This is a genomic window from Pseudomonas bohemica, from assembly GCF_002934685.1.
GTDB classification, from domain to species: Bacteria; Pseudomonadota; Gammaproteobacteria; order Pseudomonadales; family Pseudomonadaceae; genus Aquipseudomonas; species Aquipseudomonas bohemica.
Genome location: NZ_NKHL01000089.1, coordinates 20301 through 45526 on the forward strand (window position 1 = coordinate 20301; position 25226 = coordinate 45526).

General features: G+C 59.8%; 25 protein-coding genes. 18 read left to right on the top strand and 7 right to left on the bottom strand.

Translation table 11 applies throughout. The features are described 5' to 3' along the window. Positions 1–44 precede the first annotated feature (44 nt). The 8 genes from CE491_RS06070 (at position 45) to arfB (ending at position 7284) form a co-directional block, all read left to right on the top strand. Complete coding sequence (locus tag CE491_RS06070) at positions 45–905, top strand: PHP domain-containing protein (protein WP_110947455.1); 861 nt, start codon at positions 45–47, stop codon at positions 903–905. Positions 906–918: 13 nt separating this feature from the next. Beyond that, positions 919–1551, top strand: a complete 633-nt coding sequence (locus CE491_RS06075; protein WP_110947496.1) for an L-threonylcarbamoyladenylate synthase — start codon at positions 919–921, stop codon at positions 1549–1551. Positions 1552–1667: 116 nt separating this feature from the next. Continuing rightward, a complete protein-coding gene (locus CE491_RS06080; protein WP_199885012.1) occupies positions 1668–2366 on the top strand; it encodes a segregation and condensation protein A in 699 nt (232 codons plus the stop codon). 17 nt (positions 2367–2383) lie between these two features. Then, entirely contained in the window at positions 2384–3175 is a 792-nt protein-coding gene (gene scpB, locus CE491_RS06085) for an SMC-Scp complex subunit ScpB (RefSeq protein ID WP_110947457.1), read from the top strand. Between the two features lie 176 nt (positions 3176–3351). Next, a complete protein-coding gene (locus CE491_RS06090; protein WP_110947458.1) occupies positions 3352–3540 on the top strand; it encodes a DUF1289 domain-containing protein in 189 nt (62 codons plus the stop codon). Between the two features lie 208 nt (positions 3541–3748). Continuing rightward, positions 3749–4954: a 23S rRNA pseudouridine(2605) synthase RluB gene (gene rluB / locus CE491_RS06095; protein WP_110947459.1), complete on the top strand. Its 1206-nt coding sequence runs from the start codon at positions 3749–3751 to the stop codon at positions 4952–4954. Positions 4955–5276: 322 nt separating this feature from the next. Beyond that, the gene (locus tag CE491_RS06100; RefSeq protein WP_110947460.1) at positions 5277–6701 is read left to right on the top strand and encodes an amino acid permease; all 1425 of its coding nucleotides are present in this window, start codon (positions 5277–5279) and stop codon (positions 6699–6701) included. Positions 6702–6870: 169 nt separating this feature from the next. Next, positions 6871–7284 (top strand): alternative ribosome rescue aminoacyl-tRNA hydrolase ArfB, encoded by a 414-nt coding sequence (gene arfB, locus CE491_RS06105; RefSeq protein WP_110947461.1) that lies wholly within the window; start codon positions 6871–6873, stop codon positions 7282–7284. Positions 7285–7386: 102 nt separating this feature from the next. On the opposite strand, the gene CE491_RS06110 is transcribed toward arfB, so the two are convergent. From CE491_RS06110 to phhA, 6 genes are all read right to left on the bottom strand, one after another. Continuing rightward, on the bottom strand, positions 7387–8616 hold the full coding sequence (locus CE491_RS06110) for an MFS transporter (RefSeq protein ID WP_110947462.1): 1230 nt from the start codon (positions 8614–8616) through the stop codon (positions 7387–7389). Positions 8617–8798: 182 nt separating this feature from the next. Then, positions 8799–8978: a hypothetical protein gene (locus CE491_RS06115; RefSeq protein WP_110947463.1), complete on the bottom strand. Its 180-nt coding sequence runs from the start codon at positions 8976–8978 to the stop codon at positions 8799–8801. Between the two features lie 81 nt (positions 8979–9059). Then, the gene (locus CE491_RS30190) at positions 9060–9197 is read right to left on the bottom strand and encodes a hypothetical protein (protein ID WP_199885010.1); all 138 of its coding nucleotides are present in this window, start codon (positions 9195–9197) and stop codon (positions 9060–9062) included. Positions 9198–9470: 273 nt separating this feature from the next. Beyond that, on the bottom strand, positions 9471–10667 hold the full coding sequence (locus CE491_RS06120; protein WP_110947464.1) for an amino acid aminotransferase: 1197 nt from the start codon (positions 10665–10667) through the stop codon (positions 9471–9473). Then, the gene (locus tag CE491_RS06125) at positions 10668–11024 is read right to left on the bottom strand and encodes a 4a-hydroxytetrahydrobiopterin dehydratase (protein ID WP_110947465.1); all 357 of its coding nucleotides are present in this window, start codon (positions 11022–11024) and stop codon (positions 10668–10670) included. Positions 11025–11038: 14 nt separating this feature from the next. Beyond that, the gene (gene phhA, locus CE491_RS06130) at positions 11039–11842 is read right to left on the bottom strand and encodes a phenylalanine 4-monooxygenase (RefSeq protein ID WP_110947466.1); all 804 of its coding nucleotides are present in this window, start codon (positions 11840–11842) and stop codon (positions 11039–11041) included. 282 nt (positions 11843–12124) lie between these two features. On the opposite strand from phhA, the gene CE491_RS06135 reads away from it, so the two are divergent. After that, complete coding sequence (locus CE491_RS06135; protein WP_110947467.1) at positions 12125–13681, top strand: sigma-54-dependent transcriptional regulator; 1557 nt, start codon at positions 12125–12127, stop codon at positions 13679–13681. 127 nt (positions 13682–13808) lie between these two features. On the opposite strand, the gene CE491_RS06140 is transcribed toward CE491_RS06135, so the two are convergent. Beyond that, complete coding sequence (locus tag CE491_RS06140; RefSeq protein WP_110947468.1) at positions 13809–14075, bottom strand: DUF2790 domain-containing protein; 267 nt, start codon at positions 14073–14075, stop codon at positions 13809–13811. Positions 14076–14522: 447 nt separating this feature from the next. On the opposite strand from CE491_RS06140, the gene acs reads away from it, so the two are divergent. The 9 genes from acs (at position 14523) to aruF (ending at position 25190) form a co-directional block, all read left to right on the top strand. Next, positions 14523–16478, top strand: coding sequence for an acetate--CoA ligase (gene acs / locus CE491_RS06145; RefSeq protein ID WP_110947469.1), 1956 nt, complete (start codon positions 14523–14525; stop codon positions 16476–16478). A 621-nt stretch (positions 16479–17099) separates the two neighbouring features. Continuing rightward, positions 17100–17876, top strand: a complete 777-nt coding sequence (locus CE491_RS06150) for an ABC transporter substrate-binding protein (protein ID WP_110947470.1) — start codon at positions 17100–17102, stop codon at positions 17874–17876. Positions 17877–17963: 87 nt separating this feature from the next. Continuing rightward, positions 17964–18653: an ABC transporter permease gene (locus tag CE491_RS06155; protein WP_110947471.1), complete on the top strand. Its 690-nt coding sequence runs from the start codon at positions 17964–17966 to the stop codon at positions 18651–18653. Beyond that, positions 18650–19348, top strand: coding sequence for an ABC transporter permease (locus tag CE491_RS06160; protein ID WP_110947472.1), 699 nt, complete (start codon positions 18650–18652; stop codon positions 19346–19348). The genes CE491_RS06155 and CE491_RS06160 overlap by 4 nt, the downstream gene beginning before the upstream one ends. Position 19349: 1 nt before the next feature. Beyond that, complete coding sequence (locus CE491_RS06165) at positions 19350–20462, top strand: succinylglutamate desuccinylase/aspartoacylase family protein (protein WP_110947473.1); 1113 nt, start codon at positions 19350–19352, stop codon at positions 20460–20462. Positions 20463–20483: 21 nt separating this feature from the next. Further along, complete coding sequence (locus CE491_RS06170) at positions 20484–21248, top strand: ABC transporter ATP-binding protein (RefSeq protein WP_110947474.1); 765 nt, start codon at positions 20484–20486, stop codon at positions 21246–21248. A 144-nt stretch (positions 21249–21392) separates the two neighbouring features. Next, positions 21393–22376, top strand: a complete 984-nt coding sequence (gene argR / locus CE491_RS06175; RefSeq protein WP_110947475.1) for a transcriptional regulator ArgR — start codon at positions 21393–21395, stop codon at positions 22374–22376. A 411-nt stretch (positions 22377–22787) separates the two neighbouring features. Continuing rightward, positions 22788–24008: an aspartate aminotransferase family protein gene (locus tag CE491_RS06180; RefSeq protein WP_110947476.1), complete on the top strand. Its 1221-nt coding sequence runs from the start codon at positions 22788–22790 to the stop codon at positions 24006–24008. 150 nt (positions 24009–24158) lie between these two features. Continuing rightward, entirely contained in the window at positions 24159–25190 is a 1032-nt protein-coding gene (aruF, locus tag CE491_RS06185) for an arginine/ornithine succinyltransferase subunit alpha (protein WP_110947477.1), read from the top strand. The last annotated feature ends 36 nt before the right edge of the window (positions 25191–25226 follow it).

Sequence of the window (25226 nt, forward strand, 5' to 3'; positions counted from 1 at the left end):
GTGACGGCATAATAACAAACATCAATGACTGCGAAAGCGCCCCTATGAATGTTGACCTGCACTGTCACAGCACCGCCTCCGACGGCGCTCTAGCGCCTGCGGCACTCGTCGCCCGTGCCTTTGATAACGGCGTGCGGGTGCTTGCGCTGACCGACCATGACACCATCGAAGGACTCGAAGAAGCCCGCGCGGCGGCGCTTGCACTGGATATGCAACTGGTCGACGGCATTGAGCTGTCCTGCACCTGGGGCGGTGCCACTATCCACATTCTTGGCTATGGTTTTGATGTCGATGCACGGCCTTTGCTCGATGCCATTGAGCGATTGCATACCGGTCGTTGGTTGCGTGCCGAAGAAATCAGTCGCAAATTGGCGATGAAAGGTATGCCCGGAGCGCTGGAAGGTGCCCGAGCGGTGCAACAGGCGCTCGGCGACAGCGGCAACGCGCCGGCCCGACCGCACTTCGCGGACTTTCTGGTCAATGAAGGTTTCGTGAAGGATCGCGCCGAAGCGTTCCGCAAATGGCTGGGCGCTGGCAAGCTGGGTGACGTCAAGCAGCACTGGCCGACCCTGGAAGATACGGTCGCGACCTTGCGCGCGGCGGGTGCCTGGGTCAGTCTGGCGCACCCGTGGCATTACGACTTCACCCGCAGCAAACGCCGCAAGCTGGTCGCCGATTTCATTCAGGCGGGCGGCCATGCGATGGAAGTGGTCAATGGCCTGCAGCCTGCCGATCAAGTGGGCAGCCTGGCCATTCTGGCCCGTGAGTTCGGTCTGCTGGTCAGCGCCGGCAGTGATTTTCATGCGCCTGGCGCCTGGTCCGAGATTGGCGTCTATCGCCCGCTGCCGGAGGACCTGCCGCCACTTTGGGGGCGATTCAAACATGACCAGCCTACTGCCGTCTGAACAGGAAGATACCGTGAGTCAATTTTTCCAGGTCCACCCGGAAAACCCGCAGGCGCGCCTGATAAAGCAGGCGGTGGACATTATCAAGGCAGGCGGTCTGGTGGTTTACCCGACCGATTCCTCTTATGCCCTGGGGTGCCAGATGGGCGACAAGGCGGCGCTGGATCGCATTCGCCGTCTTCGCGATCTGGACGACAAGCACAACTTCACGCTGATGTGCTGCGATCTGTCGCAGCTGGGACTCTTTGCCAAGGTGGACACCGCCGCTTTTCGCCTGCTCAAGGCGCATACGCCCGGCCCTTACACCTTCATTCTTGGCGCGACCCGTGAAGTGCCGCGACTGCTGCTTCACCCAAAACGTCGCACCATTGGCCTGCGGGTGCCCAAGCATCCCATCGCCCAGGCGCTGCTTCAGGAACTGGGAGAGCCATTGATGAGCGTCAGCCTGATCATGCCGGGCGAGACCATCCCGATGAGCGACCCCTACGAGATGCGTCAGGTGCTCGAGCATCATGTCGATCTGATCATCGATGGCGGCGAGGGCGGAATATCGGCGTCCACCGTGATCAATCTGTCCGAAGAAGAGCCACAAGTGGTGCGCGTCGGATGTGGCGACCCGACGCCGTTCGGGGTCGAAGTCGAGTGACCGACGCCCAGACGCTGGATCCGCAGGCCGACGCGCAGCAGGAGTTGCCGTTTGCGATGGTCTACGGGCAGGCCGTCACGCAGATGCCGCTCGACCTGTACATTCCTCCCGACGCGCTGGAAGTTTTCCTCGAAGCCTTCGAAGGTCCGCTGGACCTGTTGCTTTACCTGATCCGCAAACAGAACATCAACATCCTCGACATCCCGGTGGCAGAGATCACTCGTCAGTACATGGGCTACGTCGAGCTGATGAAAACCGTGCGTCTGGAGCTGGCCGCCGAGTATTTGGTGATGGCCGCGATGCTTGCCGAGATCAAGTCGCGCATGTTGTTGCCGCGCTCGGAGGTGGCCGAAGAGGAAGAGGACGACCCCCGTGCCGAGCTGATTCGTCGCCTGCAGGAGTACGAACGCTTCAAGGCTGCTGCTGAAGGCATCGACACTCTGAACAGGATCGGTCGCGACGTGGTGGTGCCGAAACTCGACGCCCCCGAGGCCCGAGCACGCAAGCTGCTTCCGGATGTGTCGCTGGAAGAACTGCTGGTTTCCATGGCCGAGGTGCTGCGCCGTGGCGACATGTTCGAAAGTCATCAGGTCAGCCGTGAGGCGCTGTCCACCCGCGAGCGCATGAGCGACGTGCTGGAGCGGCTCAAGGGCGCCGGTTTCGTGCCGTTCGCCGAGCTGTTCACCGCAGAGGAGGGACGTCTGGGTGTGGTCGTGACCTTCATGGCGGTCCTTGAGCTGGTCAAGGAACAACTGGTGGAGCTGGTGCAGAACGAACCTTTCGCAGTCATTCATGTGCGCGCGCGAGCCGAATAAAGAGCAAGAGCTGATCGATGAACCTGAACGAACCCCGCGAACTCGCGCCGCTGCTCGAAGCTTTCCTGCTGGCCTCCGGTAAACCGCAATCTTTGGAGCGGCTGTACGAGCTGTTCGAGGAGGGCGAGCGCCCGGAGCCCGCGGTGTTCAAGAAAGCGCTGACGCTGCTGGGCAAATCCTGCGACAACCGGGCCTTCGAATTGAAGGAAGTTGCTTCGGGTTATCGCCTGCAAATCCGAGAAAAGTTCGCGCCATGGGTCGGGCGATTGTGGGAAGAACGCCCGCAACGCTATTCCCGCGCCTTGCTCGAAACCATGGCCCTGATCGCCTATCGCCAGCCCATCACCCGCGGCGAGATCGAGGATGTGCGGGGTGTGGCGGTCAACAGCAACATCGTCAAGACATTGCTGGAGCGCGAGTGGATCAGGATCGTCGGCTACCGCGATGTGCCGGGCAAACCGGCGATGTTCGCCACCACCAAGGGCTTTCTCGACCACTTCAACCTGAAAAGCCTGGATGAGCTGCCGCCTCTGGCGGACCTGCGGGAAATGGAAGCAGAGCCGGTGCTGGACTTCGACGACGCCCCGGTTCCCGCACATCTGCAGGCGTTGGCCGACGCCAGCCTGGAACCTGACCCAGAGGTCGAAGCCGAAGCGCCACGGGACGAAACCAGCTTCCGCAGTCTGTTGGCCGAGCTGGACACGATGGAAGAGGGGCTGAAAATTGACTTCGACGATTTATTGCTCGATGAGACCGATAAAGAGTCTGAATGGGAAGACGGTCCTGCGGACGATGAAGATCTTCTCTGACAAATGAGCCGGAGATGCTCGCTGCGGGTCTCAAGGTAGGTACGAACTGCGGGAGTGAGCTTGCTCACGAAGGCAATGTCTGGGGCGCAGATCAAGCTGCGGATGTTTCGGCCTCTTCGTGAGCAAGCTCACTCCCGCAGTTAGTGCGCAGCGCTAACCCATATTCAGGCCACCCCATGAGCACCAAAGACCCCTGCATCAGCCTCTGCAAATTCGACGACGACATCTGCATCGGCTGCGGTCGCAGCAAGCGCGAGATCAAGTCGTGGAAGAAGATGGACAAGGACGAGAAGCGCTCGGTCCTGGCCGAATCGGCCCTGCGCCTGATCAAGCTCAAGGGTTCCAGTCGGCGGAAAAAGAAGTAGCTCAAGCTGAGTACCCGATATTTTCGTCTAGTCTCTGATGCGCAACGCACGTCATGAGCGTATGATTCGCGACCTTTTGGCGATCCACACTCGCCACAAGCTTCAGTTTTCAGCCCCTTCGGCACCAGAGAGTCGCTCTGGTCCAGAGCAGGCAACAGGCCGTGCCCACTCGCGCACGCTCTGATTCGACACACCGGGAGGTGCCCAGATGAGTGAACAGGACAAGCAGGACAAAGAAATCGGCCCAGCAGGCGAAAAACTGCAAAAGGTGCTGGCGCGCATTGGCGTTGGCTCGCGCCGTGACGTCGAAGCCTGGATCGGCGAAGGCCGCATCAAGGTCAATGGCGTACAGGCCAGCCTCGGTCAGCGCGTCGATCTGCACGACGCCATCACCGTCGACGGCCGGGTTATCCGTCGCGAAGAAGCGGCCGAAACCGTGCGCCGCGTCATCATGTACAACAAACCAGACGGTGAAATCTGCACCCGTGACGACCCGGAAGGCCGTCCGACCGTGTTCGATCGCCTGCCGCGCCCGAAAGAGGGCCGCTGGATCAACATCGGTCGTCTGGACATCAACACCACCGGTCTGTTGATGTTCACCACCGACGGTGAGCTGGCCAACCGTCTGATGCACCCGTCGTTCGAAATGGACCGTGAGTACGCGGTCCGCGTGCGCGGTGAAGTCGATGACGACATGCTGTTGCGTCTGAAAAACGGCGTGATCCTCGAAGACGGTCCGGCGCGTTTCACCGACATTCAGCAAGCACCGGGCGGTGAAGGCTTCAACCACTGGTATCACTGCGTGGTGATGGAGGGCCGTAACCGTGAGGTTCGTCGTCTGTGGGAATCCCAGGGGCTGGTGGTCAGCCGTCTGAAGCGCGTGCGTTTCGGTCCGGTGTTCCTGAACTCCGACCTGCCGATGGGCCGCTGGCGCGAAATGAGTCAGCAGGAAGTCGACATCCTCAGCGCCGAAGTCGGCCTGAAACCGGTCGCCATGCCGCAAATGAACGCCAAAACCAAGGACAAGCTTGAGCGTCTGCAGCGCCAGTCTTCGCGCCCATTGGGCAAAGGCGAACGCGTGCGTCAGCTGCGTCCGGCCAAGGATGCGGCACCTGCCGATCGTCCTGCGCGCGAGCCGCGTCTGGCCGATGGCGAGCGCCCGGCCCGCAAGCCGGCTGATAGCGGTCGTCCGGCGCGTACCCCGCGTCCAGCGGCGGGCGGTCGCACCGACAGCAGCCGTGGCACTCCGGTGGCAGAGCGTCCGAGCGAGATGAACAAGCGCCCGGCCAAGCCCAAGAGCACGCGTCCTGGGATCAAACTGGTTGACGACGACAAGACCCCGTCGGGCAAGCGTCGCGGCGCGCCGGCCGGTGCCGGTCAGCGCCCCGGCTTCGGTCGCCGCAAGCCTGAGTGATCACACCCTGAAATGAAAAACGCCAGTCCTTGTGACTGGCGTTTTTTTTTACTTGATCGCATTTGAGAGCTGTCTTGGCGCTGTGCCTGAAGCCGTACGTGTTCACTTGCGGGAGCCGACTTGCTGACTCCTAGAAGGGATGGCGAACACTCGTTCCTGCCTCGCATGTATTTGCGGTGTACAATGCGCCGCGTTTTTTCTGTGATTCATCGGCGTATGGACGCCACAAAACTCGGGGTTACCCACTCCGTTTCACTCCGCCGCGTCATGAGCGCGTCGGGTTCGATTCCGTCACAGACAAGAACAAAAAGGTGACTATCCAATGAGTGAACACATGTCCCATTCGGGAGACTTGAAGCGTGGTCTCAAAAACCGTCATATCCAGCTGATCGCCCTCGGTGGCGCCATCGGCACAGGCCTGTTCCTGGGATCGGCGGGGGTCCTCAAATCGGCGGGTCCGTCGATGATTCTCGGCTATGCCCTGTGCGGCTTCATCGCCTTCATGATCATGCGCCAGCTCGGCGAGATGATCGTCGAAGAGCCGGTCGCCGGGTCCTTCAGCCATTTCGCACACAAATACTGGGGCGGTTTCGCGGGCTTTCTGTCCGGCTGGAACTGCTGGGTGCTGTACATCCTGGTAGGCATGTCCGAGCTGACCGCGGTCGGTAAATACGTGCAGTACTGGTGGCCGGAAATCCCGGCCTGGGCGTCGGCTGCAGCGTTCTTCGTGATGATCAACATCATCAACCTGGCCAACGTCAAAGTCTTCGGCGAGGCCGAGTTCTGGTTCGCGATCATCAAGGTCGTGGCCATTCTGGGGATGATCGCGCTGGGCAGCTATCTGCTGGCCAGCGGCAATGGTGGACCTTACGCATCGGTGAGCAACCTGTGGGCGCACGGCGGCTTTTTCCCCAACGGGGTGAGCGGTCTGGTGATGGCGCTGGCGTTCATCATGTTCTCCTTTGGTGGCCTGGAAATGCTCGGTTTCACCGCGGCCGAGGCCGATCAGCCGAAAGTCATCATCCCCAAAGCGATCAATCAGGTGATCTACCGCATCCTGATTTTCTACATCGGCTCGCTGGTGGTGCTGCTGTCGCTGACGCCGTGGGATGCGCTGCTGGGTGACCTGAATGCGTCTGGCGATGCCTATAGCGGCAGCCCGTTCGTGCACGTGTTCTCGATGCTGGGCAGCACCACCGCTGCGCATATCCTGAACTTCGTGGTCCTGACGGCAGCGTTGTCGGTCTATAACAGCGGCACCTACTGCAACGCGCGGATGCTGTACGGCATGGCCGAGCAGGGCGACGCGCCGCAATCCCTGGCGCGGGTCGACCGTCGAGGCGTGCCGGTGCGGGCAATTCTGGTGTCGGCGGCCGTGACGCTGATTGCGGTGTTGCTCAACTACCTGATCCCGCAAAACGCGCTGGAGCTGCTGATGTCCCTGGTAGTGGCGACATTGGTCATCAACTGGGCGATGATCAGCTACTCGCACCTCAAGTTCCGTCAGCACATGGCGCGCAAGGGCCTGCAACCGCTGTTCAAAGCGCTGTGGTACCCGTATGGCAACTATCTGTGTCTGGCGTTCGTGGTGTTGATCCTGGCGATCATGCTGATGATTCCGGGAATTCAGGTGTCGGTGTACGCGATTCCGGTCTGGCTGGTGGCGATGTGGGTGTTCTACGTAATCAAGAACAAACGCCATGCCAACGGCGAGTCGATGGCGCAGCGGACTTCGATCATCAAGTAAGGCGAAGGCGGCGCGAAATCCGCCATATTTTCACGCCGGCCGCAGTCGATGCAGGAGCGCGCTTGCCCGCGATAGCTTAGTGTCAGACGACAAATGTGTCGCAGACAAACCGCGATCGCGGGCAAGCGCGCTCCTACAGGTTATCAACAGGGCAGGCAGCACCAACTTTATGCTGATCATCTCCAACAACGTTCACCTGCCTGACAGCGAAGTCGAGCTGACCGCCATTCGTGCCCAGGGCGCCGGCGGTCAGAACGTCAACAAGGTCTCCAGCGCGGTACATCTGCGCTTCGATATCAACGCGTCGTCATTGCCGCCGTTCTACAAGGAGCGGCTGCTGGCGCTGCCCGACAGTCGAATCACCGGCGATGGGGTGGTCATCATCAAGGCCCAGCAATACCGCACGCAGGAACAGAATCGTGCCGACGCGCTGGAGCGGCTGGGCGAGTTGATCGTCAACGCTGCGAAGGTGGAGAAGAAACGACGTCCGACCAAGCCTACCCTGGGCTCGAAAACCCGCAGACTGGAATCAAAGTCCAAACGCGCTTCGATCAAGGCAGGGCGGGGCAAGGTGGATTTCTAGAGGTTTGCCCGTTCTTTCGGTAGCAGCCCGGCTTGCCAGTGGTGGCATCGTCGAATTCGCTGCCGCCAGCAAGGCAGGCAACGACAGAGGACTGCTTGCTGGCTACAGATCGGTAACCTTGTCCCGCATCGCCTTCGCCTGCTTGTACAAATAAACGCTCAACCCCAACCCACCCAATGACGCCAGGGCCGCGAACAGGAAGATCGAGGCAAAGCCGAAGCCTGCTGCCACGGCGCCCGCCACCGGCCCGGTGATCCCCAGCGACAGATCAATGAACAACGAGTATGCGCCCACGGCCGCGCCGCGACTGGACGCTGGGACCAGATTCACTGCCTCGACCCCCAGCGCCGGGAACACCAGCGAGAAACCGAAACCCGTCAGCGCGGCGCCGGCCAGCGCCAGATTGGGGTTAGGTGCCAACCACAACAGCAGCAGCCCCAGCGCCTCCACCGACAGACAGGCAATCGCCACGCGAAAGCCGCCGATGCGGTTGATCATGTTGCCGAACAGCAGCCGCGCGCCGATGAAGCAGGCGCCGAACAGGCTAAGACACAGCACCGCATTCGGCCAGGCGTGACTGGCGTAATACAGGGTGATGAAGGTGGCAATGGTGCCGAAACCGATCGAGCCCAGCGCAAGGCCGGTACCGTGTGGCAATACGCGACCCAGCACATGCAGGAACGGCATGCGCTCGCCTTGAACGATGGGGGCGGGTGTTTTCTTCCAGGCCAGGGAAATGCCCAGCGCCGCCAGCAGAATGATACTCACCCCCATGCTCCAGAGTCCCAGCGCGTTGACCAGCAACACGCCCAACGGCGCACCGATGGCCAGCGCGCCGTAGCTGGCGATGCCGTTCCAGGAAATCACCTTGGCCGTATTCGCCGCGCCCACCCGGCCAATGCCCCAGCCGATAGAGCCCGAGCCGACAAGACTTTCCGCGCTGCCGAGTACCAAACGGCCCACGAATAGACTGATCAGGCTCGCCATCGGCCAGGCATCGAGCCAGCCAGCCAGGAGCATGAACACGCCGCTCAGGCCGCAGCCGAACAGGCCGATGATCACCGCTTTCTTCGGGCCCTTGTTATCGATGATGCGCCCGGCGTACGGGCGGCTGAGCAGGGTAGCCAGATACTGGACGCTGATGACCAGACCCGCCGCTACCGCGCCGAAGCCAAGGTCGGTGTGCACATAGCCTGGCAGCACTGCCAGGGGGATACCGATGTTCAGGTAGCCGATGAAAGTGAACAGGACGATTGAAACGACCTGCAGGGTGACGGCCATTGGTTTGGCGTTGGCAGTGCGTTCAGTTGCGGCGCTCGAAGCGTCTGGCATGGGCGTGATCCACGTTTACGGCTGGGGAGGTACGGTAGGGCGGAGACTGAATGAAGCGTAGACGCTTGAAAGCCAAGCGCTGCGGCACATGATAATGGGGCTTTGCCATTCATGGCAGCCGTTCATGGCAACCGAAGGGTGAATCTGCGTTGAATCGAACGCGGATGTGCCGGGCTGTTTGCTTATTCTGCGGCGGGTGCCACGAGCTGCGTCGTGACCAAAGCGGCGAGGGCATTTTCCTGGGTGCCGAAGCGCGCCAGCAATGCTTGTTGTTTTTCAGGGCTCAGACGGTCCCAGATTTCGATCATTTTTTCGGCTGTGCCAATCAAGGCTTGGGCCTGGGTTTCGGTGAATTCGGTCATGGCTATCGGATTCCGGAACGTTTCAGCCCTTATGGAAGTACGCCTGGCAGACGCTCTTGCATAGGGGCTGAAAATCAGCCTTCAGCGTTGGCCTTGGGCTTTCTTGCTATCACCATCTTTTGCACCGGCTTTCATCTCGATCGGCTGACCAAGTTCCTGACGGGCTGCTGCGCTTTGCTGGGTTTGGCTTGGGAAGGGGAAGTTTGGGATTTCATGCATATCGTCGCTCCTCACAAGTTTTCTTGCTGTTGATTTACACAGCGCGTCCAAAAACGCCAAAGGAGGATACAGCACAACAAATGACAAACAGACTTTTTATTGATGGCCGTTGGTCATGTAGTGGCGAATGAGTCCTACAACCAAAGCCCCACGGCAAGCTCACCTTGCAGGGATAGACTGACCCAAGATCGCTGTTGCACGGCTTGCCAATGGCAGCGACCTCGAAGGCGCCACCGCTGTCAAGCCGTGTTATTGCGGGAGTTTCGGTGTTGCTCAGTCCTTGCAAACCGCGGCAAACGCGGCAGCCAGTGCACCCAGCCGTGCAGCGTCGATACCCGCCACGTTGGCCCGACCTGCGGCGACCATGTACACGCTGTGCTCTTTGCGCAGGCGCGCGACCTGATCGTCGTTCATGCCGGTGTAGGAAAACATACCGCGCTGCACGCCGATGTGCGCGAAGCGGTCGCCCAGGCCCAGTGGTGTCAGTGCCTCGACCAGACCCTTGCGCAACTGCGCAATGCGGCTGCGCATTTCTTCCACTTCATCGGCCCACAAGGCCTTGAGTTCGGGATCGCCAAGAATCTCGGCCACTACCGCTGCACCATGATCCGGAGGGTTGGACCAGAGGTTTCGAGCCGTTGCCGACAGTTGGCTGCGCACATCCGCAAGTTTCTCGCTGTTGTCGGCACACACCAGCAGCGCGCCGGTACGTTCGCGGTACAGGCCGAAGTTCTTCGAGCAGGAGCTGGTGATCAGCAATTCCGGCAGTTCGCGAGCGAACAGGCGAACGGCCCAGGCGTCTTCTTCCAGACCATCACCGAAACCCTGGTAGGCAAAGTCGATCAGCGGCAGAAGGTTGCGGCGTTTGACGATCTCCAATACCTGGCGCCAGTCCTCGTGGCTGAGGTCGAAGCCGGTCGGGTTGTGGCAGCACGCATGCAAAAGCACCACGTCGCCTTGCGGGATTGTGTTCAGCGTCTCCAACATGGCCGGTACGTTGAGTTTGTTGTCGCTGCCTACGTACGGGTAGTGATTGACCGTCAAGCCAGCAGCGGCGTAGATCGTCTCGTGAATCGGCCAGGTCGGATCACTCAGCCAGATGCCTTTGCCCGGCAGGCAATTGGCGATGAAATCGGCGGACAGACGTAGCGCGCCGGTACCGCCAGGGGTCTGGGTAGCACCGACGCGTTTGTGCTGGATCAGCGGCGAATCGGCTCCCATCACCAGATCACAGATCAGCGTGCCGAAGCGAGGTTCGCCATGACCGCCGATGTAGGACTTGGTTGGCTGCGAATCCACCAGACGCTGCTCGGCCAGCTTGACCGCGCGCGGAATGGTGGTCAGGCCCTGCGCATCCTTGTACACGCCCACGCCCAGATCGAACTTGTTCGGATTCGGGTCTTTGGCATAGGCCTGGATCAAGCCCAGGATCGGATCGTCCGGTACGCGCTGAATCTGTGAAAAATGCATTTACTTACGGCCCTCGGCGCCTTTGGCCACCTCGTCGGTACGGGCGGCCATGATGAAGTCGTTGCGGTGCAGCCCTTTGATGGAATGGCTCCACCAGGTCACGGTCACTTTGCCCCATTCGGTCAGAAGACCGGGGTGATGACCCTCGGCCTCGGCAATTTCGCCGACCGCGTTGGTAAACGCCAGCGCAAATGTGAAATTCTTGAACACGAAGACCTTTTCCAGCTGCATCACGCCGTCACGGACTTCGATGTTCCAGTCCGGAATCTGGCGCAGCAGCTCCGGCAATTCGACCTCGCTGACTTGCGGGGCGTCGGCGTGGCAGGCTTCGCAGTGGGCTTGATTTAAAGAGGGCATAACGGTGTCCTTGTTCAGGCGGCGTTTGTTTTAGGTGGCTGTTTTTTAGGCGCAAAGCGAGGCGCATGCAGGCCCAGCTGAGTCGCGGTCTGGACCATGCCCATGATGTCTTCGTGCGCGAGATCGAACAGACGCTTGAGGTCCGGCAGGACGAAGTACAGCGGTTGCAGAATGTCGATGCGGTACGGCGTGCGCATTGCTTCTACCGGATCAAATGGCTGATGGTCCGGGGTCGACGACAGGCTGTAAACCGTCTCTTTGGGTGAAGAAAGAATGCCCCCGCCATAGATCTTGCGGCCCTGTACGGTTTCCACCAGCCCGAACTCGATGGTCATCCAGTAAAGACGAGCAAGATACACCCGCTGCTCTTTGCTGGCTGCCAGCCCGAGCTTGCCATAGGTGTGGGTAAATTCTGCAAACCAGGGGTTGGTCAGCAACGGACAGTGTCCGAAAACTTCATGAAAGATGTCGGGCTCTTGCAGATAGTCCAGCTCTTCTTCGGTGCGAATAAACGTGGCCACGGGAAACCGCTTGCTGGCCAGCAATTCGAAAAAGGTCTGGAAGGGAATCAGCGCCGGAACCCGCGCGACCTGCCAGCCTGTCGTGGCGCCGAGTACGCGATTGATTTCATCCAGCTGCGGGATTCGATCATGAGGCAGCTTCAACTGTTCGATACCGTCAAGGTATTCCTGACAGGCGCGGCCTTCGATCACTTTTAACTGACGGGTGATCAGGGTAGTCCATACCTGATGTTCGGCGTCGGGGTAATCGATGAAGCCAGTGGCGTCCGGTTCGCGGGCGACGTACTGCGTGCTCATGCTGCTCTCCTGAATGGCTTGTTTTTATCTGGAGCAATACGGTGCAGGCTCATGACCTGCATGGGCTTATAGATACCTTTTTCGGCGCCGTTTGCACCCAGGCGAACACTTGTTCGCAGTGCTGATTCAGCGCGTGGTCGTAAAGAAAACCTGACAGCTGGATGAATAAGGCTTCAAATCCATTTCCGACAAGCCTCTGCCGAGCTTGCGCCGTAACGTATTCTTGACGGTAAACTTCGCTTCATCACAAAAAGTCTGCCTGTTCGGAAGAGTCGACTCGCCATGCGTATCAAAGTGCACTGCCAGAACCGCGTCGGGATCCTGCGCGACATCCTTGAATTGCTGGTCTCCTATGGCGTCAATGTCTCGAGCGGCGAAGTGGGAGGCGAGCACGGCGACGCGATCTATCTGCGCTGCCCGAATCTGATCAATCTGCAATTTCAGGCGCTGGTGCCCAAATTCAAAACGATCCCCGGTGTTTTCGGCGTCAAGCGCGTGGGGTTGATGCCCAGCGAGCGTAGGCATATGGAGTTGAATGCATTGCTCGGCGCGCTGGAGTTTCCTGTGCTGTCCATCGACATGGGCGGTTCGATTGTCGCGGCGAACAGGGCGGCGGCGCAGTTGTTAGGTGTGCGCGTCGATGAGGTGCCGGGTATTGCGCTGTCGCGCTACGCCGAAGACTTCGACCTGCCGCAGCTGGTGCGCGCCAATCGCTCCCGTATCAACGGTCTGCGGGTGAAGGTGAAGGGCGATGTCTTTCTCGCTGACATCGCGCCGCTGCAGTCCGAACATGAAGACAGCGAGGCGATGGCCGGCGCGGTGCTGACCCTGCATCGCGCCGATCGGGTCGGTGAGCACATCTATAACGTGCGCAAGCAGGAGTTGCGCGGCTTCGATAGCATCTTCCAGAGTTCCAGAGTCATGGCGGCGGTGGTACGTGAAGCTCGGCGCATGGCCCCGCTGGATGCGCCGCTGTTGATAGAGGGAGAAACCGGAACCGGCAAGGAGCTGCTGGCACGCGCCTGTCACCTGTCGAGTCCACGGGGTCAGTCGCCGATGATGGCGCTCAATTGCGCAGGGCTGTCCGAATCCATGGCCGAGACCGAGCTGTTCGGTTACGGGCCGGGTGCGTTCGAAGGTGCGCGGGTCGAGGGCAAGCTGGGGCTGCTGGAGCTGACGGCGGGCGGTACGTTGTTTCTCGATGGCGTGGCGGAAATGAGCGCCCGCTTGCAGGCGAAACTGTTGCGTTATCTGCAAGAAGGCTGCTTTCGCCGCGTAGGCAGTGATGAAGAGGTGTACCTGGACGTGCGGGTGATCTGTGCCACGCAAGTCGATTTGTCCGAGTTGTGCGCGCGGGGTGAATTTCGTCAGGACCTCTATCATCGGCTTAACGTGTTGTCGCTGCACATTCCGCCGCTTCGTGAGTGTCTCGATGGCCTCGAACCTCTGGTTCAGCACTTTCTTGATCAGGCCAGCCGGCAGATTGGTTGTCCGTTGCCGCGTATTGCGCCCGCCGCATTGGAGCGCCTAGGTCGATATCACTGGCCCGGCAATGTTCGGCAGTTGGAAAACGTGCTGTTTCAGGCGGTTTCGTTATGCGAGGGTGGGCTGGTCAAGGCTGAGCATATTCGCTTGCCGGATTACGGTGTACGTCAGCCGCTGGGGGATTTTTCGCTGGAAGGGGGCTTGGAAGATATTGTCGGGCGTTTCGAAAAAGCGGTGCTCGAACAACTTTACGCAGGGCATCCCAGTAGTCGGTTATTGGGAAAGCGATTGGGTGTTTCCCATACAACGATTGCCAATAAATTAAAATGGTATGGAGTAGGGCAAGCGCACTAACGATGGGAATGCGCTTGCCTGCGATGGTGGTATATCAGTTATCTACCAACTGACAGGATACGTTTCGCGGGCAAGTGCGCTTCTGCAAATAATTCGCGTCGTTAGTTAATCGAGGGACAGTGCTGTCTTAACCATTGCTGCATCCGTTGCCCATGACCAGGTATTCCATGACATGACGCTGGCCCTTGGAGTCTTCGTAGGTCATGTGCTGTGGCACGACGCGGCAGACGTTCGGTGTTTCGTCTACCGAGATGACCTTGGCGATGTCCAGCTTGGTCGAGTAGGAGTAGTGCTCGATGCGTTGTTGCTGCGCCGCCACTTTAGCGCCCGATTCTTCTGCCATTGCCATGGCGCTGAAACCACAAAGAGCCATTACAACCAGTGCAGCTTTCATTACAAATTTCCTCTTAGTCGCTTCGTCAACGCTGCCGTACGGAATTCCGTTCGGCCGGGTGCGCAAAACCCTTGTGGGGCTCTGTGTGAAGCAGTTGGTACCTGGTTAAGTTGCTCGATCGACAAGCCGGTGTGGGGGGCAGTTAGTTGTCAATCATTTGCCGTGTTGGCGGGATTAATTCTATGCCCCTGCCTGGAAGTTATATAGAAACCATTTTGATAAAGACTGTTGAGCGATTCGGTAACAATCGCCAAACCTGCCGGTGAACGCCTGCCTGATCTAGTTCTTTGGTCGTAGTGCTTAGATGAAGATTTGCCACAAACCGGGCACTTCAGCGCTTTTCGGCGTTATGCTGAGGTCCGGTAAGACCATCGTCGAATGGCTTTTGGGGCCATCGGCAGATACAACAGGTCATAAAACAACAACATTTCCACCGAGGTAAGAAAGATGAGTGCGGCTTCCCTGTACCCCGTCCGCCCTGAAGTGGCAGCAAACACGCTCACTGATGAAGCGACCTACAAGGCCATGTACCAGCAGTCGGTGGTCAACCCCGATGGCTTCTGGCGTGAGCAGGCCAAGCGCCTGGATTGGATCAAGCCTTTCACCACCGTCAAACAGACCTCCTTCGACGATCACCGCGTCGACATCAAGTGGTTCGCCGATGGCACCTTGAACGTTTCCTACAACTGCCTTGACCGTCATCTGGCCGAACGTGGCGATCAGGTCGCGATCATCTGGGAAGGCGACGACCCTTCCGAAAGCCGCAACATCACCTACCGCGAACTGCATGAAGAAGTCTGCAAGTTCGCCAACGCCTTGCGCGGTCAGGACGTGCACCGCGGTGACGTAGTCACTATCTATATGCCGATGATTCCGCAAGCCGTGGTCGCAATGCTGGCCTGCGCGCGCATCGGTGCGATTCACTCGGTGGTGTTCGGTGGCTTCTCGCCGGAAGCTTTGGCGGGCCGGATCATCGACTGCAAATCCAAAGTGGTGATCACTGCTGACGAAGGCTTGCGCGGCGGCAAGAAAACCGCCATGAAAGCCAACGTCGACCGCGCATTGACCAACCCCGAGACCGCCAGCGTGCAGAAGGTTATCGTCTGCAAGCGCACGGGTGGCGACATCGAGTGGAACCGCCATCGCGACATCTGGTATCACGCCTTGCTGGAAGTGGCATCGACTACCTGCGCACCGAAGGAAATGGGCGCCGAAGAGTCGCTGTTCATCCTCTACACCTCGGGCTCCACGGGTAAGCCAAAGGGTGTACTGCACACCACGGCGGGCTATCTGCTGTACGCGGCGCTGACCCACGAACGCGTGTTCGATTACAAGCCGGGCGAAGTCTATTGGTGCACCGCCGATGTGGGCTGGGTCACTGGGCACAGTTACATCGTCTACGGCCCGCTGGCCAATGGCGCGACTACGCTGTTGTTCGAAGGTGTGCCGAATTACCCGGACATCACCCGCGTCTCGAAAATCGTCGACAAGCACAAGGTCAACATCCTCTACACCGCCCCGACGGCGATCCGCGCCATGATGGCTGAAGGCACCAGGGCCGTGGAGGGTGCGGACGGTTCAAGCCTGCGTCTTTTGGGTTCGGTGGGCGAGCCGATCAACCCGGAAGCCTGGAACTGGTACTACAACACCGTCGGCAAGCAGAACTGCCCGATCGTCGATACGTGGTGGCAGACCGAAACCGGCGGCATCCTGATCAGCCCGCTGCCGGGTGCCACCGCGCTCAAGCCGGGTTCGGCGACGCGTCCGTTCTTCGGCGTGATTCCGGCGCTGGTGGACAACCTCGGCAACCTGATCGAAGGCGCGGCGGAGGGCAATCTGGTGATTCTCGATTCGTGGCCGGGTCAGTCGCGCAGTCTGTACGGCGACCACGACCGCTTCGTCGACACCTATTTCAAGACCTTCCGCGGCATGTACTTCACCGGTGACGGCGCTCGTCGTGACGAGGATGGCTATTACTGGATCACCGGCCGCGTGGACGACGTGCTCAACGTCTCCGGACACCGCATGGGGACCGCCGAGATCGAAAGCGCAATGGTCGCTCACCCGAAAGTCGCCGAGGCAGCGGTGGTCGGTGTGCCGCACGATCTGAAAGGACAAGGCATTTATGTCTACGTCACCCTGAACGGCGGCGAAGTGCCGGACGAAGCGCTGCGCATCGAGCTGCGTAACTGGGTGCGCAAGGAAATTGGCCCGATTGCCTCGCCTGACGTCATTCAGTGGGCGCCGGGCCTGCCGAAAACCCGCTCGGGCAAGATCATGCGCCGCATCCTGCGCAAGATCGCTACCGGCGAGTACGACGCGCTGGGTGACATCTCCACCCTGGCCGATCCAGGGGTCGTCGCGCATCTGGTTGAAACCCACAAGACCATGAACGTCGCCTGACCCCTGTCTGGTCAAAAGCGCCCCGTCCGGTGAAAGCCGCGCGGGGCGTTTTTGTTCTCAGATGAGCGCTATCCCTGGGAGTGAGCTGCCCACGAATGGTGATCTCCAGCTGCTGGGAATGGGGTGGATGTACAGGCTTGTTCGTGAGCAAGCTCACGCCCATAAGGATGTAATAGGCAGGCAATCCGGGATATTTATCGATTGTTACCATCGGACCCCGCGCTGTAACCCAGCGCACCCGTATGAGGCATTTCGCCCCGAATTCGTGGTAGTTCATCGCCAGAAACCAACTGCCTAACACGCTGGACTTGCCGGATTACAAGGCTTTGCCAATAATGGGCGCGTTATTTGCTTCGTTGACAGGTTTGCCGCTACTGGCTCAGGCATAAACTTTCTGGGCTGTCAATCCGGCTGATCGGCTTTCTCGGTGCTTCTGTAACTAGTTGTCGCATTGAAGAAATATCGACTTCCAGCCTGCCGCTAAAATGCCGATCACTCGCCGAAGGCCTGTCGAGCGCTGAGACCCGACGGCACCTCGCGTCGCAATTTCAGATGTTCCTTCTGCACATTGAGCGTTTCGCTCACTGCCATTTGTCGCGTTATACCGATGGAGTTCCAAGAATGAAAAAGCTCATGCTGCTGGGCGCACTGGCGCTGTCCGTATTGGCACAGCCTGTATTCGCCGATGAAAAGCCCCTGAAGATCGGCATCGAAGCGGCGTACCCTCCATTCGCCTCGAAAGCGCCAGATGGCACCATCGTCGGCTTCGACTACGACATCGGCAACGCCCTGTGCGAAGAGATGAAGGTCAAATGCGTGTGGGTTGAGCAAGAATTCGACGGCCTGATCCCAGCGCTCAAGGTGCGTAAGATCGACGCGATCCTGTCCTCGATGTCCATCACCGAAGACCGGAAGAAATCCGTCGACTTCACCAATAAGTACTACAACACTCCGGCCCGCCTGGTCATGAAGCAGGGTACCGTCGTCAGCGACAGCCTGACCGAACTCAAAGGCAAGAACATCGGCGTGCAGCGTGGTTCGATCCACGAGCGTTTCGCCAAGGAAGTCCTGGCTCCGCTGGGTGCCGAAATCAAGCCATACAGCTCGCAGAACGAAATCTACCTGGACATCGGCGCCGGGCGTCTTGACGGTACCGTAGCGGACGCGACCCTGTTGCAGGACGGCTTCCTCAACACCGATTCGGGCAAGGGCTACGCTTTCGTCGGCCCGGCCTTCACCGACGTCAATTACTTCGGTGACGGCGTAGGCATCGCAGTGCGTAAAGGCGACAAGGCCGATCTGGATAAAATCAACGCCGCCATCGCTGCCATCCGTGCGAACGGTAAATACAAGGCGATCCAGGACAAGTACTTCAACTTCGACATCTACGGCGAATAAGTACAAGCCGGCAGCAATGGCGCAATCGGCGGAGTTCAGCTTCCTGATTGCGCCATTTTTCTATCCCGCGCTCGAGGGCCACACAACATGTTGAAAGGCTACGGAGCCGTCATCCTCGACGGTGCATGGCTCACCTTGCAGCTCGCCCTGTGCTCCATGGCGCTGGCAATCGTGCTCGGTCTGATCGGCGTGTCGCTGCGCCTGTCGCCGGTGCGCTGGCTGGCCTGGCTGGGCGATCTGTATTCCACGGTGATTCGCGGTATTCCCGACCTGGTACTGATCCTGCTGATTTTCTATGGCGGTCAGGACCTGCTCAACCGCGTCGCACCCTTGCTCGGTTATGACGATTACATCGACCTGAACCCGCTGATGGCCGGTATCGGCACGCTGGGTTTCATCTTCGGTGCCTACCTGTCCGAGACCTTCCGCGGCGCCTTCATGGCCATTCCCAAAGGCCAGGCCGAGGCGGGCATGGCCTACGGCATGAGCAGTTCGCGCGTATTCTTTCGCATCCTGGTGCCGCAGATGATTCGTCTGGCGATTCCCGGATTCACCAACAACTGGCTGGTACTGACCAAGGCCACCGCGCTGATTTCGGTGGTCGGCCTGCAAGACATGATGTTCAAGGCCAAGCAGGCGGCTGACGCCACCCGCCAACCCTTCACTTTCTTCCTCGCAGTCGCGACCATGTACCTGGTGATCACCAGTGTCTCGCTGCTGCTACTGCGCCAAATCGAGAAGCGCTACTCGGCCGGCGTAAGGGTGGCAGACCTATGATCTTCGATTACAACGTCGTCTGGGAAAACCTGCCGCTGTACTTCGGCGGCCTGTTGATCACTCTCAAATTGCTCGCGCTGTCGCTGTTCTTTGGTCTGCTCGCAGCCTTGCCTCTCGGGCTGATGCGCGTCTCCAAAGTCGCCTGGGTCAATCTGCTGGCCTGGAGCTACACCTACGTGATCCGCGGCACGCCGATGCTGGTGCAGTTGTTCCTGATCTACTACGGCCTGGCGCAGTTCGAGGCGGTGCGTGAAAGCTTCCTTTGGCCGTGGCTGTCCAGTGCAACGTTCTGTGCCTGTCTGGCCTTTGCCGTCAACACCAGTGCCTACACCGCCGAAATCATTGCCGGCAGCCTGAAGTCCACGCCACCCGGTGAGATCGAAGCGGCCCGTGCGATGGGCATGTCCAAAGCCAAGATGTACCGCCGCATCCTGCTGCCATCGGCGTTGCGCCGGGCGCTGCCGCAATACAGCAACGAAGTGATCATGATGCTGCAGACCACCAGCCTGGCGTCCATCGTCACGCTGATCGACATCACTGGCGCGGCGCGCACCGTCAACGCGCAGTTCTACCTGCCGTTCGAGGCGTACATCACTGCTGGCGTGTTCTACCTGTGCCTGACTTTCATTCTGGTGAAGCTGTTCAAGCTGGCCGAGCGCCGCTGGCTCAGTTACCTGGCACCGAGGAAGCACTGATATGCAACGCATCGATCACGATCTGCCGTGGGGCAACCTCGGCACTCAGCGCACTTTGAGCGTGTTCCGCTTCGGGCAGGGTGAGCGCAAAGCCTATATTCAGGCCAGCCTGCATGCCGACGAGCTGCCGGGCATGCGCACCGCCTGGGAATTGAAAAAACGCCTGACGCAACTGGAACAGCAGGGCTTGCTCAACGGTGTCGTCGAACTGGTCCCCGTGGCCAACCCGATCGGCCTGGGCCAGTTGCTGCAAGGCAATCATCAGGGGCGTTTCGAGTACGGCAGCGGCAAGAACTTCAACCGCGATTTCACTGAACTCAGCGAGCCGGTGGCAGACATGCTCGCCGGCAAGCTCGGGGATGACTCCCACGCCAACGTCAGACTGATCCGGCAGGCCATGGCCGATGTGCTCGAACAATTGCCGCCGGCTGGCAGCGAGCTGGCGGGCATGCAGCGTGTGCTGTTGAGCCACGCTTGTAACGCGGACATCGTCCTCGATCTGCATTGCGATACCGATGCCTCGCTGCACATGTACGCCTTGCCTCAGCACTGGCCGCAATGGCGATCGCTGTCGGCCTATCTGGGTGTCAGCGTTGCTCTGTTGGCAGAAGACTCTGGCGGCAGTTCATTCGATGAAGCCTGCTCGTTGCCCTGGCTGCGACTGGCAAAACAGTTTCCCGAAGCGCAGATTCCACTGGCCTGCATGTCGACCACGCTGGAGTTGGGCGGTCAGTCCAACACCGGCAAAGCCGAGGCCCAAGCGTATGCCGAGGGCATCCTCGCATTCCTCGCCGAGCACGGCCTGATCAATGGCGAGTGGCCGCAGCCAGCTTTCGGGGCGTGCGAGGGCATGCCGTTCGAAGGCACCGAGATGATTTACGCGCCGCATCCCGGCGTGCTGACTTTCCTGCGTCCGGCGGGCGCCTGGGTCGAGCCTGGCGAGCCCCTGTTCGAGGTCATCGACCCGTTGACCGATCGGGCGACCACGGTCTGCGCCGGTACGGCCGGCGTGCTGTTCGCCATCGAAAAACTGCGTTATGCCCAGCCGGGTTTGTGGATGGCCAAGGTGGCGGGCCATACCCCGTTGCGCAGCGGCCGCCTGCTCAGTGACTGATTACTTGTGAGAACCGACATCATGAACAAACTGGAAGTCCAGGACCTGCACAAGTGCTATGGCAGTCACGAAGTGCTCAAGGGTGTTTCGCTGACCGCCAAGGCTGGCGATGTGATCAGCATCATCGGCTCCAGCGGCTCGGGGAAAAGTACTTTCCTGCGCTGCATCAACTTGCTGGAACAGCCGAAATCCGGCCGCATTCTGCTCAACAACGAAGAGCTGAAACTGGTGGCCAACAAGGACGGCGGCCTGAAGGCTGCCGATCCCAAGCAGTTGCAACGTATGCGTTCGCGGCTGTCGATGGTGTTCCAGCATTTCAACCTGTGGTCACACATGACCGCTCTGGAAAACATTATCGAAGCGCCGGTTCACGTACTGGGCGTGCCGAAGAAGCAAGCCCTGGAAAAGGCCGAGCACTACCTGAACAAGGTTGGCGTAGCCCATCGCAAGGACGCCTTTCCGGGGCACATGTCCGGTGGTGAACAACAGCGCGTGGCGATTGCCCGTGCGCTGGCGATGGAGCCGGAGGTCATGCTGTTCGACGAACCGACCTCGGCGCTCGATCCCGAACTGGTCGGCGATGTGTTGAAGGTCATGCAGGCGCTGGCCCAGGAAGGCCGCACCATGGTCGTGGTGACGCACGAAATGGGCTTTGCCCGCGAAGTGTCGAATCAGCTGATCTTTCTGCACAAGGGGTTGATCGAAGAGAGCGGCGATCCGCGCCACGTGCTGGTCAACCCGAAATCGGAGCGTCTGCAGCAGTTCCTTTCGGGCAGTTTGAAGTAACGATTGGCGCCGTCTTGAACGGTGCGTTTTGTGTGAGAACGGTTCATGCTGCGCGTCATCTTGACCTGCCATGAACTGAACGCGACAGATTTCGCACGCCCGGGCGTGTGACCCATAACAGCGACATGTTTCGGATTGCACGCCATGACTGCCCATCGAATTGGATTTCTTATCTGGCCCAGCACCAAAGCCTTGACTCTGGCGCTGGCGGAGGAAGCCTTGCGTGTCGCTCAGCGCGTTCATCCCGACGTGGTGTACGAACTGACGTTCATGCAGGCCGAACCTTCGGTTGAAGGTGCCGCGTGGCAATTGCCGGGTGAGCCATGGGGTGGTCGTCTCGAGGGGTGTCAGAAAGTATTCCTGGTGGCCGACGAGCCGCCAGCGCCAATGGCTTCTGCGCTCGCTGGCGCACTCAAGCAACTGGTGCGCGCAGGCTGTGTGATTGGCGGGCTGTCAGCGGGTGTGTATCCATTGGCCCAACTGGGCTTGCTGGATGGCTATCGGGCCGCGGTGCACTGGCGCTGGCAGGATGATTTCGCCGAACGCTTCCCCAAGGTCATCGCCACCAGTCATCTGTTCGACTGGGACCGCGATCGCTTGACGGCCTGTGGCGGCATGTCGGTGCTTGATCTGCTGTTGGCAGTCCTGGCCCGCGATCATGGTGCGGAGCTTGCGGGTGCAGTGTCGGAAGAGCTGGTGGTCGAGCGCATTCGTGAAGGCGGCGAGCGTCAGCGCATTCCGTTGCAGAACCGCCTGGGCTCCAGCCATCCGAAGTTGACTCAGGCCGTCCTGTTGATGGAGGCCAACATCGAAGAGCCGCTGACCACCGACGAGATCGCCCAGCATGTGTGCGTGTCGCGCCGACAGCTGGAGCGGATCTTCAAGCAGTACCTCAATCGCGTCCCAAGCCAGTATTACCTTGAACTGCGCCTGAACAAGGCCCGGCAGATGCTGATGCAGACCAGCAAGTCGATCATTCAGATCGGCCTTTCCTGTGGCTTCTCCTCCGGCCCGCACTTCTCCAGCGCCTATCGCAACTTCTTCGGTGCCACCCCCCGCGAAGACCGCAATCAGCGCCGCAGCAGCAGCCCGTTCGAATTGTCGTCGGTGCCTGCAGAGCGCGGGTAACCGAGATCTCGAATAGCTTCCAATCCCCTGAGCGAATTCATTCGCGAAAAATCGGTGTGGCGGTACACGCGTCTGTCACGTTTTCTCGCGAATGAACTTGCTCCCGAAGGCTGCATTTCATCCATCCCCGAGGTGGCGGATGCACCGGCCCTCCGTGAGCAAGCTCGCTCCCACATTGATTCCGAGATCGACAATTGGCATTCAAATCGACAGGACGCTGCTACAACGCCTCTTCAACGTTTAAACTGCGCCTTTCCGACCCTATTTGTCGCATTGCAGAAAACCTCGGAAAAAGCCGGTTTGGCGCTATAAGAAGTTGTCGCTTGGCGGCAAGGCCGGACCGAAATCAGTCCTTACAATCCTTCCATCGCTCGCCAGTCCCAGGCAGGCGTTCCTCTTCAGGAGACTCCGATGTCCGTTGAGCAAGTTCCGGTGCAACGTGCCGATTTTGACCAGGTGATGGTCCCCAACTACGCCCCCGCAGCGTTCATTCCCGTACGCGGTCAGGGTTCGCGCGTCTGGGATCAGTCGGGTCGTGAACTGGTCGATTTCTCCGGCGGCATCGCGGTCAACGTGCTGGGCCATGCGCATCCGGCGCTGGTCGGCGCACTGACCGAGCAAGCCAACAGGCTGTGGCATGTCTCCAACGTGTTCACCAACGAGCCAGCGCTGCGTCTGGCCAGGAAGCTGGTCGACGCCACCTTTGCCGAGCGCGTGTTCTTCTGTAACTCTGGCGCCGAAGCCAACGAGGCAGCTTTCAAGCTGGCCCGTCGCGTGGCGCACGATCTATACGGCACCGAGAAGTACGAAATTGTCGCTGCGCTGAACAGCTTCCACGGTCGCACGCTCTTTACCGTGAGCGTCGGTGGCCAGCCGAAATATTCCGACGGCTTTGGCCCGAAGATCACTGGCATCACACACGTGCCGTACAACGATCTCGAAGCGCTGAAAGCCGCCGTGAGCGACAAGACCTGCGCAGTGGTTCTGGAGCCGATTCAGGGCGAGGGCGGCGTGCTGCCAGCCGAACTGGAATACCTGCAAGGGGCGCGCAAGCTGTGTGACGAGCACAACGCGCTACTGGTTTTCGACGAAGTGCAGAGCGGCATGGGCCGCAGCGGTCATCTGTTCGCTTACATGCATTACGGCGTGACCCCCGACATTCTGTCCAGCGCCAAGAGCATCGGCGGCGGTTTCCCGATGGCGGCCATGCTGACCACCGAAAAACTGGCCAAGCATCTGTCCGTTGGCGTTCACGGCACCACCTATGGCGGCAACCCGCTGGCCTGCGCAGTAGGCGAGGCGGTCATCGATGTGGTTAATACCCCCGAAGTGCTCGCAGGCGTCAACGCCAAGCATGAACTGTTCAAGGCTCGTCTGGAGAAGATCGGCCAGCAATACGGCGTGTTCAGCGAAGTGCGTGGCATGGGGCTGTTGATCGGCTGTGTGCTGACCGACGCCTGGAAGGGCAAGGCCAAGGAATTCTTCAACGCCGCCGAGCATGAAGGCGTGATGATCCTGCAAGCCGGTCCTGACGTAGTGCGTTTTGCGCCGAGTCTGGTGATCGAGGATGCCGATATCAACGAAGGCCTGGACCGCTTCGAGCGTGCGGTTGCCAAGCTGACCAAGGCCTGACAGACGCAACCCTGTAGGAGCGCGGATGCCCGGCGCAGGTGTCGACTGACACGCTGATCGCGGGTAAGCGCTCCTACAAGGGTTCCTGTTGTGACCCGCCTTTTCTTTTGCCGGACCACCGGCCCGATTCTTTTCTCAAGGAGTGACACCATGCTGGTGATGCGCCCCGCGCAAATGGCTGATCTGAGCGAGGTCCAACGACTCGCGGCGGACAGTCCGATTGGTGTCACGTCCCTGCCGGATGACGCTGGACGTCTGGGTGACAAGATCGCCGCCTCTGAGGCGTCGTTCGCCGCGGAGGTCAGTTTCAACGGTGAGGAAACCTATTTCTTCGTGCTGGAGGACACCGACTCCGGTCGTCTGGTCGGCTGTTCCGGAATCGTCGCCTCGGCCGGGTATTCCGAGCCGTTCTACAGCTTCCGCAACGAGACCTTCGTGCATGCCTCCCGCGAACTGAAGATTCACAATAAGATTCACGTGCTTTCCCAGTGTCACGACTTGACTGGCAACAGCCTGTTGACCAGCTTCTATGTGCTGCCCGAACTGGTCGGCACACTGTGGTCGGAACTCAACTCCCGGGCGCGGCTGCTGTTCGTCGCGGCGCACCCTGAGCGTTTCGCCGATTCGGTGGTAACCGAGATCGTCGGCTACAGCGACGAGAACGGTGATTCGCCGTTCTGGGACGCCATCGGCCGCAACTTCTTCGACCTCAACTACGCCGAGGCCGAGCGGATCTGCGGCCTGAAGAGCCGCACCTTCCTCGCCGAGCTGATGCCGCATTACCCGATCTACGTCCCGCTGCTGCCGGACGAGGCTCAGGAGGCTATGGGCCAGGTTCATCCGAGAGCTCAGATCACTTTCGACATCCTGATGCGCGAAGGCTTCGAAACCGATCATTACATCGACATCTTCGACGGCGGCCCAACGCTGCACGCCAGGGTTTCCGGCATCCGCTCGATCGCCCAGAGCCGCGTGGTGCCAGTGAAAGTCGACACCGTCAACAGCGGCGACGCCGTTAAAGGTGGGCGTCCTTATCTGGTTGCCAACAGCCAGTTGCAGGACTACCGCGCAGTGATGCTGGAGCTGGACTGGGTGCCCGGCAAACCGGTAACCCTGAGCCTGACGGCAGCCGAGGCGCTGGGTGTGGGTGAAGGCGCCAGTGTGCGCATCGTCGCGGTTTGATAGTTGAGTCATCGGTGGTCAGCGCTGATCAAGCCT

What these genes read in the sequence shown, in the direction of transcription:
- CE491_RS06070 (WP_110947455.1), top strand. Translation starts at nt 45, where the DNA reads ATGAATGTTGACCTGCACTGTCACAGCACCGCCTCCGACGGCGCTCTA.
- CE491_RS06100 (WP_110947460.1), top strand. Translation starts at nt 5,277, where the DNA reads ATGAGTGAACACATGTCCCATTCGGGAGACTTGAAGCGTGGTCTCAAA.
- CE491_RS30190 (WP_199885010.1), bottom strand. Translation starts at nt 9,197, where the DNA reads ATGCATGAAATCCCAAACTTCCCCTTCCCAAGCCAAACCCAGCAAAGC.
- CE491_RS06150 (WP_110947470.1), top strand. Translation starts at nt 17,100, where the DNA reads ATGAAAAAGCTCATGCTGCTGGGCGCACTGGCGCTGTCCGTATTGGCA.
- CE491_RS06165 (WP_110947473.1), top strand. Translation starts at nt 19,350, where the DNA reads ATGCAACGCATCGATCACGATCTGCCGTGGGGCAACCTCGGCACTCAG.
- CE491_RS06090 (WP_110947458.1), top strand. Translation starts at nt 3,352, where the DNA reads ATGAGCACCAAAGACCCCTGCATCAGCCTCTGCAAATTCGACGACGAC.
- CE491_RS06155 (WP_110947471.1), top strand. Translation starts at nt 17,964, where the DNA reads ATGTTGAAAGGCTACGGAGCCGTCATCCTCGACGGTGCATGGCTCACC.
- argR (WP_110947475.1), top strand. Translation starts at nt 21,393, where the DNA reads ATGACTGCCCATCGAATTGGATTTCTTATCTGGCCCAGCACCAAAGCC.
- phhA (WP_110947466.1), bottom strand. Translation starts at nt 11,842, where the DNA reads ATGAGCACGCAGTACGTCGCCCGCGAACCGGACGCCACTGGCTTCATC.
- rluB (WP_110947459.1), top strand. Translation starts at nt 3,749, where the DNA reads ATGAGTGAACAGGACAAGCAGGACAAAGAAATCGGCCCAGCAGGCGAA.
- arfB (WP_110947461.1), top strand. Translation starts at nt 6,871, where the DNA reads ATGCTGATCATCTCCAACAACGTTCACCTGCCTGACAGCGAAGTCGAG.
- CE491_RS06140 (WP_110947468.1), bottom strand. Translation starts at nt 14,075, where the DNA reads ATGAAAGCTGCACTGGTTGTAATGGCTCTTTGTGGTTTCAGCGCCATG.
- CE491_RS06170 (WP_110947474.1), top strand. Translation starts at nt 20,484, where the DNA reads ATGAACAAACTGGAAGTCCAGGACCTGCACAAGTGCTATGGCAGTCAC.
- CE491_RS06180 (WP_110947476.1), top strand. Translation starts at nt 22,788, where the DNA reads ATGTCCGTTGAGCAAGTTCCGGTGCAACGTGCCGATTTTGACCAGGTG.
- CE491_RS06135 (WP_110947467.1), top strand. Translation starts at nt 12,125, where the DNA reads ATGCGTATCAAAGTGCACTGCCAGAACCGCGTCGGGATCCTGCGCGAC.
- CE491_RS06125 (WP_110947465.1), bottom strand. Translation starts at nt 11,024, where the DNA reads ATGCCCTCTTTAAATCAAGCCCACTGCGAAGCCTGCCACGCCGACGCC.
- acs (WP_110947469.1), top strand. Translation starts at nt 14,523, where the DNA reads ATGAGTGCGGCTTCCCTGTACCCCGTCCGCCCTGAAGTGGCAGCAAAC.
- aruF (WP_110947477.1), top strand. Translation starts at nt 24,159, where the DNA reads ATGCTGGTGATGCGCCCCGCGCAAATGGCTGATCTGAGCGAGGTCCAA.
- CE491_RS06110 (WP_110947462.1), bottom strand. Translation starts at nt 8,616, where the DNA reads ATGCCAGACGCTTCGAGCGCCGCAACTGAACGCACTGCCAACGCCAAA.
- CE491_RS06120 (WP_110947464.1), bottom strand. Translation starts at nt 10,667, where the DNA reads ATGCATTTTTCACAGATTCAGCGCGTACCGGACGATCCGATCCTGGGC.
- scpB (WP_110947457.1), top strand. Translation starts at nt 2,384, where the DNA reads ATGAACCTGAACGAACCCCGCGAACTCGCGCCGCTGCTCGAAGCTTTC.
- CE491_RS06160 (WP_110947472.1), top strand. Translation starts at nt 18,650, where the DNA reads ATGATCTTCGATTACAACGTCGTCTGGGAAAACCTGCCGCTGTACTTC.
- CE491_RS06115 (WP_110947463.1), bottom strand. Translation starts at nt 8,978, where the DNA reads ATGACCGAATTCACCGAAACCCAGGCCCAAGCCTTGATTGGCACAGCC.